The organism is Vibrio sp. D404a (assembly GCF_030248535.1).
Lineage (GTDB): Bacteria > Pseudomonadota > Gammaproteobacteria > Enterobacterales > Vibrionaceae > Vibrio.
This window is the reverse complement of record NZ_JAHGAJ010000008.1, coordinates 108,954-121,825: the sequence shown is the minus strand read 5'-3', so window position 1 is coordinate 121,825 and position 12,872 is coordinate 108,954. Positions and strand designations below refer to the sequence as shown.

The 12,872-nt window shown below is 45.8% G+C and carries 12 protein-coding genes; 8 read left to right on the top strand and 4 right to left on the bottom strand.

Going from position 1 to position 12,872, the window contains the following annotated elements:
- The first annotated feature begins 23 nt into the window (after positions 1 to 23).
- A complete protein-coding gene (locus KI655_RS05955; RefSeq protein WP_285402663.1) occupies positions 24 to 2,228 on the top strand; it encodes an EAL domain-containing protein in 2,205 nt (734 codons plus the stop codon).
- A 189-nt stretch (positions 2,229 to 2,417) separates the two neighbouring features.
- On the opposite strand, the gene KI655_RS05950 is transcribed toward KI655_RS05955, so the two are convergent.
- Positions 2,418 to 3,257, bottom strand: a complete 840-nt coding sequence (locus KI655_RS05950) for a DMT family transporter (protein WP_373417258.1) — start codon at positions 3,255 to 3,257, stop codon at positions 2,418 to 2,420.
- Positions 3,258 to 3,526: 269 nt separating this feature from the next.
- On the opposite strand from KI655_RS05950, the gene KI655_RS05945 reads away from it, so the two are divergent.
- From KI655_RS05945 to KI655_RS05925, 5 genes are all read left to right on the top strand, one after another.
- The gene (locus tag KI655_RS05945) at positions 3,527 to 3,916 is read left to right on the top strand and encodes a VOC family protein (RefSeq protein WP_285402659.1); all 390 of its coding nucleotides are present in this window, start codon (positions 3,527 to 3,529) and stop codon (positions 3,914 to 3,916) included.
- Positions 3,917 to 3,960: 44 nt separating this feature from the next.
- Entirely contained in the window at positions 3,961 to 4,455 is a 495-nt protein-coding gene (locus KI655_RS05940; protein ID WP_285402657.1) for a hypothetical protein, read from the top strand.
- Positions 4,456 to 4,692: 237 nt separating this feature from the next.
- On the top strand, positions 4,693 to 5,241 hold the full coding sequence (locus tag KI655_RS05935; protein WP_032553849.1) for a carboxymuconolactone decarboxylase family protein: 549 nt from the start codon (positions 4,693 to 4,695) through the stop codon (positions 5,239 to 5,241).
- Positions 5,242 to 5,523: 282 nt separating this feature from the next.
- Complete coding sequence (locus KI655_RS05930; RefSeq protein ID WP_285402654.1) at positions 5,524 to 6,963, top strand: 6-phospho-beta-glucosidase; 1,440 nt, start codon at positions 5,524 to 5,526, stop codon at positions 6,961 to 6,963.
- 95 nt (positions 6,964 to 7,058) lie between these two features.
- Entirely contained in the window at positions 7,059 to 8,054 is a 996-nt protein-coding gene (locus tag KI655_RS05925) for a LacI family DNA-binding transcriptional regulator (protein ID WP_285402652.1), read from the top strand.
- A 79-nt stretch (positions 8,055 to 8,133) separates the two neighbouring features.
- Here KI655_RS05925 and KI655_RS05920 read toward each other — a convergent pair whose 3' ends face one another.
- Positions 8,134 to 9,123, bottom strand: a complete 990-nt coding sequence (locus tag KI655_RS05920; protein ID WP_285402650.1) for a zinc-binding dehydrogenase — start codon at positions 9,121 to 9,123, stop codon at positions 8,134 to 8,136.
- Positions 9,124 to 9,370: 247 nt separating this feature from the next.
- On the opposite strand from KI655_RS05920, the gene KI655_RS05915 reads away from it, so the two are divergent.
- Complete coding sequence (locus KI655_RS05915; RefSeq protein WP_285402648.1) at positions 9,371 to 9,931, top strand: sugar O-acetyltransferase; 561 nt, start codon at positions 9,371 to 9,373, stop codon at positions 9,929 to 9,931.
- 68 nt (positions 9,932 to 9,999) lie between these two features.
- Here KI655_RS05915 and KI655_RS05910 read toward each other — a convergent pair whose 3' ends face one another.
- Positions 10,000 to 11,187: an MFS transporter gene (locus KI655_RS05910; protein ID WP_285402646.1), complete on the bottom strand. Its 1,188-nt coding sequence runs from the start codon at positions 11,185 to 11,187 to the stop codon at positions 10,000 to 10,002.
- A 164-nt stretch (positions 11,188 to 11,351) separates the two neighbouring features.
- Between KI655_RS05910 and KI655_RS05905 the strand changes: the two genes are divergently transcribed.
- Positions 11,352 to 12,233, top strand: a complete 882-nt coding sequence (locus KI655_RS05905) for a LysR family transcriptional regulator (protein ID WP_285402644.1) — start codon at positions 11,352 to 11,354, stop codon at positions 12,231 to 12,233.
- 93 nt (positions 12,234 to 12,326) lie between these two features.
- On the opposite strand, the gene KI655_RS05900 is transcribed toward KI655_RS05905, so the two are convergent.
- Positions 12,327 to 12,824, bottom strand: coding sequence for a hypothetical protein (locus KI655_RS05900; protein ID WP_285402642.1), 498 nt, complete (start codon positions 12,822 to 12,824; stop codon positions 12,327 to 12,329).
- Between the last annotated feature and the right edge of the window lie 48 nt (positions 12,825 to 12,872).

The following is a 12,872-nucleotide window of genomic DNA, read 5'->3' as shown; positions in this document are numbered from 1 at the left end:
TATGTTATCTGCGAGCTTTGAATATGAATCTGTCGACATTTTCTGATTCCAATCAAGACTCTCGTTTTCGCTATTTAAGCCAGACTTTCTTGATCGCCTTGGCCATTCTGTTGAGTTTCCAAGCATCACAGTGGTTTACGCTAAGTGCTGACCGAGTCCATGTTATCTCACTCACTGCCAGTACTGTAGCCGCTCTTTTTCTCAATTTCCGTAAGCATGCATTCCCTGGAGTTATCGCTGGGCTACTCACACACTATTTGTTTATTTCTCAGCGAGATATCGCGGTCTCTTTCGCGTTTTCATTGGCTTTGCCTGCGCTCATGTGGCTGTTTACTGAGATATATTTAAGACTCAGGCAGAGGATAGAGGGAGAGCAATTTACTCTAATGGCGATGAGCTATATTGGTGTGATGGTGGTGGTTTATCCGATCTTTAACACCCTCCTGATGACCGTCATTGCGTGGTTATTTGATTACCCGTTAATGAATGAGCTTAGTTATTATGGCTACGCGGTGTTAAGCGGCTCTATGACTCACCTTGTGCTAACGCCCGTGTTTTCCGTTGCGCTAGCGTTCTTTTCTGTCAGCACGCGCTCTCAGCTGTTGGCGCTCAACCGCTCGATGTTTGAACACTCTGCGCAATCTCGGCTGTATCTCTACTGGGTTGCGATGGTGTCGACGGTGTTACTGGCAGCGATTGGTTCTGGACATTTCGTTACGACGATAGCTTTCTCCTTGCTGCTAGTGCCTATGGTTGGGCTTGGCTTGGGGCAATTTGGTTTCGTACTTCCTGCTCTGTTTACCGTCGTGATTGTGCTGGTCAATATCCACAAAACCATCGTCTCCTATGAATCGGGCGGTATTACCGATCAGACGTTCTATGGGCTGATTGTGGTGTTGTTTACACTCAGCGTTATGATTTTCTTGATGATCACTCAAGCAATAAAAAACTTCTTAACCACCAAAGCTGCGATTGATGTTGAACGTCATGAGCCTTACACCGGGCTATATACCATTGCACAGCTCAAAGAAGACGTGACCCATTGTGATTATGAACCGGCACTTGTTCTGGTTGATTTGTCAGAAGTTACGCGACGCGTTAAGGCGTTAGGCTTAGCAGAGAAGAGTGAACTCCTTAAACAGCTGAGTCATTACCTTAAGCTGAATAATTCGCACTGTGGTCAAGGCTATATTGCTCCTTTCACCACTACGTTGATCTACATGTGGCCAAAGAGTGACGGCTTGGAGCCACAACTCAGAACACTGCATCAGCAGCTATTGGCATTCTCTTTTGATTGGAATAACCGTTCGATCAAGGTGTTAGATCCACAGGTACGATATACACGTATTACGCCTGAGGTTGAGTTTGAGGCATTGGTATCACAACTGTGCTCAAGAACGAGTGAGCATGACGCATTTGATGCTGTCGCTGAAGTAAAACTCGTACGCAACCCGCTATCGTCACTGGGGCAATTGAGTCAGGTGCAACAGGCGTTTGATAACGATGCATTTGAGCTCTATTGTCAGCCGTATCGAAACCTGCAACACAGCCAACAAGGTGCATTGTCGTTCGAAGTCCTATTACGCTTACCAAGAGAAGGGGGCGAGGTACTCTCACCCGCTCAGTTCTTCCCACTAATTAATGAATTCGGCCTTGAGTTGGATCTTGATAAATGGGTGATTCGCAATACCTTCAAGGTGCTCAATCGCTATGTTTCCGATTGGCAGATGATTGATCGCTGCTGTATTAACTTGACGGCTCAAGCCTTAACCCAACCCGATCTGGCATTCAGTATTGTCGAAAAAGCCCAAGATTTTAGTATCCCGTTGGACAAGATCTGTTTTGAGATCACTGAGAGTATGCCACTCGCGAACGAATCAAACGTGCTCAAGAATATCAATCAGCTTCAAAATGTGGGTTGTAAGATAGCCCTTGATGACTTCGGAACTGGTTATGCTTCATTTGATTATCTGCGCCGTATTCCTCTCGATATTCTGAAAATCGATGGCTCTTTTGTTGAGCAAATTCACCACAACCAAAACGATCGAGCGATCGTTGCGAACATTAGCCAAATTGCACAAAACATGGGGCTTATCACGGTGGCGGAATTTGTGGAGTCGGAGCAACATGCCGAGATATTGAGTGACCTGAACGTGGTCTACGCACAGGGCTTTGGCATTGCGAAACCAAGGCCGTTGATTGAAGAGCTGAAAACTCGGTTTGCTTAATGGTTATCAAATGAGTGAGCGGTACCAATTGATTTAGTGGTCGCTAAATGAATGAGCTGTCGTCAATTGAACTAGCTACCACCAATTGAATTGCCACTAATTGGTCTCACAAAAATTGAGCGAATAAAAATGGCCAAGACATGTTCGATGCATGTCTTGGCCATTTTTGTATCTGTTGTCTGTGCTGGATTACGATGCGCGCTGCTGGCGTTTTCGTTTGGCTGCTTGAAGCATTGCGTAAGGCGATAAGCCAGTTACCAACATGGTGCCGACGACAACGCAGATGGAACCAAAGATGGTGTTGATGCCGATGTGCTCGTCGAGGAATAGGTGTCCCCAGAGGATACCAAACACCGGGATCAGAAACGTCACCGATAACGTTGGAGAAGGCCCTAATTCGTTGATGAGGTTGAAGTAGAGTAGGTAGGCAAGCCCAGTACATACCGCGCCCAATAAAATCACCGACGTGGCGATGGTCAGGTCAGGTGCTTCTCTGACAGGGATAAAGAAGATGAAAGGCAGCACCAATAAAACCGACGCCCACATACTGCCATGAGCATTACTAAAGGCCTCCACTTTTGGTGCCGTTTTCGTGTAGTTAGAGGCAATGCCGTAACTTAGCGCAGCACATACCGCAGCGCCGATCGGTAAGATAGCTTCACTACCAATATTTATCGCATCCCAGCCAACGAGAATAGCGACGCCTGTCACCCCCAATCCAAGTCCCGCGACAACGCGTCGGTCGAGCGCTGTTTTAGTCCAAATGGCACCGATGATCGCCGCCCAAATAGGCGCGGTAGAATTGAGAATGGACAGAGTGGATGCATTTAGGGTCTGCGCAGCATAGGCGAACAGCAAAAATGGGAGCGCCGTATTAAACAGCCCCAGAATAAAGAAGTGCCGGGTATGCTTGGTGAACTTGAGTGTTTTTTTGAGGTAAATAGAGACGATAAGTAAGGTCAATGCCGCAAATAGAACCCGAGCTTCAATCAGCATTGCCGGCCCCAGTGGCGTCGCTGCAATACGCATAAAGAGAAAAGAGCCGCCCCAGATTGACGCCAATATCAGTAATTTAGCAAAGCTTAACATCGCATAACTCGAACCGTTCAAAAAAGCGACTATGGAGCAATTAACGTGAATACTCAAGCAGTTGTTATAAAAATGTTGGAGATGCTCACTGCCCTAAATTGACTCATTTTATTTAGGAACAGTTGTGATTAAATTTGTTCTGTTTTTCATTCCGGTTTTGAGGCTTATTCTAGCACTATTCTCTATTTATCCCATGAGCAGGGCTTACTATGAAAATTGAACATATTGCAATCTGGACTAAGCAGCTAGAAGTACTTAAAACCTTCTATATCGATTATTTTGGCGCTGAGGCGAATCAGAAATACCACAACCCGACCAAAGGCTTCTCTTCTTACTTCTTGTCTTTTGATAGTGGCAGTCGCTTAGAGATCATGGCAATGGACTCGGTGCCTGAATCGAAAGATGATATCTATGATCAGTTCACTGGGTTTATTCATGTGGCGATTTCATTGGGTTCAGAACAAGCGGTTGACGATCTAACCCAACGCTTGGTTGAAGACGGTTATGAGCGATTAGATGGCCCAAGAAGAACCGGCGATGGTTATTATGAGAGTTGCGTTCTCGATCCAGATGGTAATCGACTAGAACTTACGGTCTAAAAGGGACTATTCTCAGTTGATAACATATCAATACGGGTACCTTTATGCGCAAACCTCTTTTTTGTCTCCTAGTTTTATCTCTGCTGGTCGGTTGCCAGACGACCAGCGAGGTGGTTGATGAGCCGATTGGGTACTTGGGCTTCCAAGATGGGCAGGTATGGGCAATTCAGTTCAACGATTGTAGTGTTGTAAATTACGTCGAAGCGAAAAAATTCCAGTGGTTTGATCGTTCACTTGAATCGATAAGTTGCTATCAATTTACGCCTCAACAAACCATGCCAGCGGTTTCTGTATATGAGTCTCCAAATATGGACAGCCAGCCGATTGAACAGGTTTTGCGTTTTAGTGAATTACAAGTATCCGAATCGGGCTGGGGTACTTTTCCAAGCGTTTATCAAATCCACGATAATAACTGGGTTCGTCTGAAAGAAGGTTGGATCCACCTATCTGTCGATGATCTTAAGCTGGTTCAGTTCTATCCTGGAGAGCAGAACACTCAATACAAGCAAGCGCATGAACAGTACTATTTAGAACATTAAATAGAGATTAACCTATTTAAAATCATAGTTTTATGCTGTCATTTTATAGAGAGTCACGAGTCAATATCGTGGCTCTTATTGTTTTCATGTCAGTTAATCTTCTCACTTAGATCAAAAATGAATAAAAACTGTTGGGCTTCGATGTTTTAATTTTTGAACGTTCGTTCTAATATGATTTTATTGATGTCAACTGAGCCTATGTTCGGTTGTCTTTGTAAAACAAACAGGATAAAGACGATGAGCAATTTTAAATTTCATACGATTGAAACAGCACCAGAAGGCAGTAAAGCGATTCTTGAGGGCGCGCAGAAACAGATGGGGATGATCCCTGGTCTGTATTCAGTGATGGCAGAGTCTCCTGAAATACTTAATGCGTACAAAGAGTTGCATCAACAGTTTACGAATAGCTCTTTCGACGCAGAAGAGCTCACCGTTGTGTGGCAAACCATTAACGTTGAACATGAATGTCACTACTGTGTTCCGGCGCACACCGCGATCGCACACTCAATGAAGGTTGATCCTGCGATCACTGAAGCGCTACGAAACGATGAAGCCTTACCAACTGAGAAGCTGCAAGCTCTGAAGGACTTCACGCTGAGTGTGGTGAGAGGGCGAGGCAATGTTTCTAAAGAGGAAGTAGAGGCGTTTTACAGTGCTGGCTACGGACAGAAACAGGTTTTAGAAGTGATTCTTGGCTTGTCGCAAAAAGTGATCAGCAACTACGTTAATCACTTAGCAGAAACGCCGGTGGATAAAGCATTCGAACCATTTGCTTGGAAAAAGTAATACCCAGTTGCCGGACTAAATCCCTTAGTCCGGTGCTTTTCATCTCTCAAAATTTTTATTCCCCTTCCAACACTTTTATTCTCCTTAATATCAAAGATATAGCGATCACTTGGCTCATCAACTTGATCTCTATGATCAAATAAACCTCAAAAATCTGTTGTTGAAACCGGTTTCAGGGTGTATCTTTTTGTTATCTTGAAATCGGTTTCAGAGTTGCAGCTTTTAAGTTTGTTACCTTAAACCTATCTATTTTCTGACGAATAACTTGTAGTGAGTGATGGTATGAATAACGAATTTCCAAACGATTTTTTATGGGGTGGCGCGGTTGCGGCACATCAGCTAGAAGGCGGCTGGGATGCGGATGGTAAAGGTGTGAGCGTTGTCGATGTGTTAACGGCAGGCGCTCATGGTGTTCAACGTCGAATCACCGATGGTGTGATCGACGGCGAAAACTACCCAAACCAAGTGGCGGTTGATTTCTACCATCGCTACAAAGAAGACATTAAGTTATTCGCTGAAATGGGCTTTAAGTGTTTCCGCACCAGTATCGCGTGGACGCGTATTTTCCCGAATGGCGATGAAGCCGAGCCGTGTGAAGCGGGGTTAAAATTTTACGATGACCTGTTTGATGAGCTTCTGAAATACGATATCCAACCAGTAGTGACACTGAGCCACTTTGAAATGCCTTACCATCTAGCCAAAGAATACGGCGGCTGGATGAATCGCAAAGTGATCGACTTCTTTGTTAAGTACTCAACCACGGTGATGGAGCGTTACCAGCACAAAGTGAAATACTGGATGACGTTTAACGAGATCAATAACCAGATGAACACCTCGGCGGACATCTTCGGATGGTTATGCTCTGGCGTGAAGTTCCCACAGTGCGAAAAGCCGCAAGAAGCGATGTACCAAGCAGTTCACCATCAGTTTGTTGCGAGCGCATTGGTGGTGAAGAAAGGTCATGAGATCAACTCAGATCTTCAGATCGGTGCAATGTGTGCGATGGTGCCTTTCTATCCTCGCTCTTCAAAGCCAGAAGACATCATGGTGGCGCAGCAAGCGATGCGTGATCGCTACTTCTTCTCTGATGTCATGGTTCGTGGTCACTACCCAAGTTACGCCAAGCGTGATTGGGCACTGAAGGGCTTCAATATCGAAATGCAGCCTGAAGATGAGCAAATCCTAAAAGAAGGTAAAGCGGATTACCTCGGCTTTAGCTACTACATGTCAAACACCTTGGACTCGTCTTCTCACCAATCAACAGAAGAAGCGATGGACGGTGGTCATGAAAACTCAGTAGAAAACCCGTTCATCAAATCGAGCGATTGGGGCTGGCCAATTGACCCAACAGGCTTGCGTTACTGCTTAGCGTCTCTTTATGAGCGCTACGAAGTGCCGCTGTTCATCGTTGAGAATGGTTTTGGCGCGGTTGATACCATCGAAGAAGATGGCAGCATCAACGATGACTACCGTATTGCTTACCTTGGCGATCACATCAAAGAGATGAAAAAAGCCGTTGCGATTGATGGCGTTGAATTGATGGGTTACACCCCTTGGGGCTGTATCGACTTAGTATCGTTCACCACCGGTGAGATGAAAAAGCGCTACGGATTCATTTATGTAGACAAACACAACGACCAGTCAGGAACACTAGAGCGTAAACGCAAGAAGTCTTTTGAGTGGTACAAAGGCGTGATTGCATCTAACGGTGCCTCTATTTAGAATGCCTGCAATTAAACGGCAACGAGCGTTGCCGTTTCACTAAGCAATACAATTAGCTGGCTTAGGTCGGCTAATTTTTTTAGAAGGGTAAGTGAATGGTCACAATGCTTGATGTCGCGAACCGCGCAGGCGTATCTAAATCGACGGTTTCTCGTGTCTTGAATGGCAAGAATATCGTGCGCCCAGATGTGGTGAAAAAGGTATTTGATGCGATTCAAGAAACGGGCTATCGACCAAACTTGTTAGCTCAGCAATTGGCGACCAAGAAGACCAATTTCATCGGCTTTGTCATTACCAATGAGCTGTTTAATGGTCCTTACTTTTCATCTTTGATGTATCACGCGGCTTCTTACAGCGAAAAATCGAATCACCAGTTGGTGATCACCGATGGTAAACACAGCGCTGAAGACGAAAGAAAGGCGATCAATTTCCTACTCGACATGAAATGCGCCGGGATCATCATTTACCCGCAATGCTTGAGTGAATCTGAAATTGCTCAAATCATCGAAAGCACGGATACACCGATTCTAGTGCTCAACCGAGAAATGCCTTTAAAGCCAGAGCACGCGATCACCACCGATCATTATCAAAGTGCTTGTTTGATGGTTGAACACATCATCGAGCAGGGGCATACAGAGATTGCGGTTATCCGTGGTAAAGTTGGCTCGTCGACCGATGAGCAACGTTATCAAGCTTATCAAGATGTGCTCGCGAAGCATGGTATTGAGCTAAACCAATCTAACGTTGCTCAAGGCGACTGGACCATGGAGAGTGGCTACCGTGCCGCGCAAGCTTTAGTGGCAAGCAAAGCAAGTTTCACTGCAATTCTGTCTGAAAACGATGACATGGCGATTGGTGCGATTAAGGCGTTGGCTGAGCTGGGATATTCATTACCTCAAGATATTTCTATCGTCGGCTTTGATAACAGCAAAGTGGGCGAGTTCCTTACACCCAGTTTAACCTCTGTCAGCGTACCGCTGGAGCAGATGACGCAAAAAGCTATCTTGCAAATTGTTGGTGATGCTGAACAAGCTGCGGCCATCAACACTACCGGCAGCTTAGTGCTGCGCGATTCAGTGAAGAGTCGTTAAAAACGGATACAGAAGGTTGCCTAGAAGGTTCTTTGATTGAATCACTTCTAGGCTGGGGATGTTCGATAGAGAGTTGAGGTTAGTGGGTGAGCTTGGCGATGATTTTGCCAACCGTACGCTGATTTCGGATATCAAGCAGAGCATCACCAACCTCATCGAGAGTAATCACTTTGAGGTTTGGAATGACGACGTCTCCTGACTCAACCAAAGCATTAACGGCGTTGCCTGCATCAACCAAGGTCTTCATGCCCTTAGGCCCATTCACGTGGCCTGAGCCTAGGCTAAGCTGGTGGAAGCTGAGAGCTTTAAGGAAAGCGTTGTCGTAGCGTTCTGGTGTCACGACTTGAACAAGCTCAACCATCTCGCCTTCATAAGCCAATACATCAGCGGCAAGTTTGTCGTTATCGCCGCCGACACAATCCAGTGCAATATCTACACCTTGGTCTTGAGTAATCTTCATCACTTCTGCAACGACATCTGAGTTGCGGTAATCAATCACATGAGTTGCACCGAGTTGACGTACAACCTCATGGTTTGCTTGGGAGCAGGTTGTTATGATTGTTTTAACACCAAGTGCTTTAGCTATCTGAATAGCAAAGCTGCCTACGCCACCTGAACCTCCAGTAATCAATATGCTCTCTTTATGGCTGGCATTCAGTTTGTCGACCAATCCGCGATAAGCTGTCCAAGCAGCACAAGGAATGGATGCAGCCGATTCTGCTGAGATAGCTGGGTGCTTTACAAGCGTGCGTGAATCTTGAATCGCGAACTCAGCAAAACCACCATGGGTGCGGCGCATATTGCCGTGATAAAGCACTTTGTCACCCACTTGCCAATTGTCTACCTTGCTGCCGACCGCGATGATTTCGCCTGAAACGTCTAGGCCACCGACAAATTGATCGTCCATGTTTGGCACCATTTCATGCCAAAGATTGATTTTTGCATCTACGGGATTGAGCGCGACAGCCACAACTTTAACCAAGACATCAAATTCACTTTCTAAATTGGGTGTTGGAAGTTCTGACACTGAGAATGTATCACTCGATTTTTGGTAGGTAATGGCCTTCATGACGGTGTCCTTTTTACAGATCATAGCGATAGCATAGCTCGCTTTTTCGAAAAGCATAATTATCAATTGTTTGGATATCTATTATGTTCTGTTATCCACTTTTCTGAGTAAATTCAGCTTACTTATTGGATATCGAACGCACTGAACTTTCACTCTGAGTGAATCAAAAAAGTGTGCGCTGCGTTGATAATTGTGTGACATCAACGCTCTATAATCGGCAAAATTTTCAAGTATTAGCAAAACTATTATGAAGACAGAAAAACAGAAAATGTTGGCTGGTGAGCCTTACCTTGCTTGGGATGAAGAGCTGTACGCGGAACGAATCGAATGTCGCAAGGTTCAACAAAAACTCAACAGCAGTATTCCAGACAGTGAAGAGTGGCGTTCGGCCATTGATACGCTGATCCCGGATTCTGAGGGCGCGTATTTAGAGCCGCCATTTCGCTGCGACTACGGTTCAAACATTAAACTGGGCAAGAACTTCTATGCCAACTTTAACTGCGTCGTTTTAGACGTGGCAGAAGTGACGATTGGCGACAATGTACTGTTCGCTCCCAATGTTCAGGTGCTAACAGCAGGGCACCCATTGGATGTGAAGAGCCGTGTCGACGAAGGTGTTGAGTTCGGCACGCCAATTTCGATTGGTGATAATGCTTGGATTGGTGCGGGCGTGATCATTTGCCCGGGCGTGAACATTGGCAAGAACAGTGTGATTGGCGCAGGCAGTGTGGTGACCAAAGATATTCCAGACAATGTGGTTGCGGTCGGTAACCCATGCCGAGTATTAAAGCCAATTGATAATGAGTAGCCGAATAATGAAATAGACAAAGCCCGAACTTAGATTCGGGCTTTGTTGTTTCTAACTCTTCTAAAATATTAGATGCTAGATGGGACGGCTTGCTGAGTTTGTTTCTTGTCTAACAGACCACTGAATCGAGTTAAGGCCAATGCCACTAAGACAATCACTGCGCCAATCCAAGGCGTGTTCATTAAGCCAGACTCCGCAACAATGATACCGCCTCCCCAAGAACCGAGTGCGATGCCTACATTGAAGGCTGCGATGTTCAAGCCTGATGCTACGTCGACTGCATCTGGCGTGTATTTCTCTGCGAGCTTAACCACGTAGACTTGCAACCCCGGAACATTACCGAAGGCAAAAGCACCCCAAACCAAAATTGTTGCCACCGATGCGTATGGGTTAACCGCCGTGAAGTTAAACACAACCAGTACAGCAGCTAGACCAGAAAAGATAACCGTCAGCGCTTTGATTGGCCCCATTTTGTCAGCCATCTTACCGCCCCAGATGTTACCTACCGCGACTGAAACACCGTAGACCAACATGATTAGGCTGATTGCACTTGAGTCGAAACCAGACACATTTTCTAGGATCGGAGCAAGGAACGTAAACGCGGTAAATGTGCCACCGTATCCCAGTGCTGTAATTGCATAAACCAGTAGCAATCTTGGTTGAGTCAGCACTTTCAATTGAGCAGAAAGCTTCGTTGCTGGTGGCTGTTTTAGGTTGTTAGGTACCAATAACGCACTGCCGATCAGAGCAATTAAGCCCAGTAAAGCCACGATCAAGAAGGTTGCTTGCCAGCCAAAAGTTTGACCGATGTAAGTACCCAGTGGTACGCCAGTTACGAGCGCTACTGTGAGTCCTGTAAACATAATCGCAATCGCACTTGCGGCTTTGTCTTTTGAAACCAAACCTGTTGCGATGGTTGATCCAATCGAGAAGAACACACCATGAGCCAAACCCGTTAATATGCGTGCAGCAATAAGAGTGTTGTAGCCAGGTGCTTGCCAAGCCAGTAAGTTACCGACAACAAACAGAGACATCACGCTGAGCAGCACCAGTTTGCGGTTCCATTTACCGGTAAGCGCAGTAAGGATAGGTGCACCGATAGCAACACCCAGTGCGTAAAGGCTAACTAACAGGCCTGCTGATGGCAGTGATACATTTAAGTCGGTTGCCATGGTCGGAATTAAACCGACGATGACAAATTCTGTGGTTCCTATAGCAAAGGCGCTGAGCGTCAATGCAAGTAAAGCTAAAGGCATGATTCATTCTCTCAAAATGTGATTTCTAAAGTGGAGTCCATGTGATGACTCGTTTTGTTGGTGAGGATTATGAGAGAAGTGGCCTTTGCTAAAAACAGTGTGATTAACAAATTACTTTTGTTATAAATGCAATAGTTATTCTGTTCTTGGCGCAGGAGGCTCCCGTGTTAACACGATCGGATGATCTAGAAATTATGCTAACCGTCGTTGATAGTGGCGGCTTTTCAGCGGCAGCACAGGTGCTTGATATTCAAGTCGCTCGCGTATCTCGCAGTATTAGTAAGATAGAGAACCAGCTTGGCGTTTCCCTGTTCAACCGTACGACGCGACGCGTTGAGTTAACTGAAGAGGGCAGGCAGTTTGTTGATTCGATTAGAGCGGGTCTAAAGATCATTCAAGATGCGGAAGAGGAGATAGTCTCGCGTGGTGAGCTTCCAAAGGGCCGACTAAGAGTAGACGCAGCAAGTCCGTTTGTGTTTCATCAACTCGTCCCTCTAGTCAATGAATTCAATAGTGCCTATCCAGATATTGAGCTTGAACTGACTTCCAATGAAGGGTTTGTGGACTTAATCGAAAAACGAACCGATGTGGCAATACGTATTGGTCAGTTAACCGATTCAACGCTGCACGCTCGTCCATTGGGCAAGAGTTTGCTTTATATGGTGGCTGCCCCTGAGTATCTCGCTAAACGTGGTATCCCTCAAAAGTTCGATGATCTTTCTAGCCATCATACTGTCGGTTTTACGGGCGCTAAGGTGCTAAACCACTGGCCACTCCCCAACCACAACTATGTTGAACCAACTATCACAGCCAGTAACGGAGAAACGGTGCGCCAGCTCGTTCTTGCAGGTAATGGGATTGCCTGCTTGTCTGGCTTTATGGTTCAACAGGACATCGCAGCAGGGCGGCTTATCCCTGTATTAGAGAATGAGAAATTGATCAACACAGGGCGAGAAACGATTAATGCGGTGTACTACAAGTCTTCCTCTGTCTCTAAACGCATCTCCGCTTTTATTGACTTTATACAACCAAGGTTGAGTTTGTAATCGGAGTCAGAATAGAGTGAGCTCTGAGTCTGAATTATTTTCGGATACTTATTGAGTAGTCGTTAAGGAACTCGCTGACATAGGTGTTAAATACTAAAACCCGCCAGCCCAAGCATCAAATTCATCAATGTTGTCGAGTTCTTTCTGGCTTCTTGGTGCAGGATAGTAGGGTAGTGCGAGTCTGACTTCTGAGGGTTGCAGTTCCCAGTCTGGTGTCATTCTCAGGCGCTTCAATTCACCCTCTAGCCTAACGAACATGTAGTAGCCATCGGCGTGAGTGTTGGCGTAACTGGCGATAGTGGCAACCTCTCCACTTGGGAGTTTTACATCCCGTCCTAGAGGGTAGAGTTGGTGAAGTGCGAAGCTGACTTTTGGGTCTTGTAGCTTACCTTGCTTAAAGCGTTCTAAGCCAATAGCAGTAGACGTTGTTCGAGGTTTCCATCCGGTGAGAAATAAGCCGCTCTGCGTATCTTTGAATGGTTTACCCTTACGAATACCTTCATTGCTGATGAACTGGACCAACAGTGCATCGCCTCTCTCTTCAAGGATTTCAAGAAATTGTTCACCAGTGTGATCGACGAGAAGTTTCATAAGGGCCAGTACCATTTCAAAAAATTGACTCAAATGGTACTGACAAAT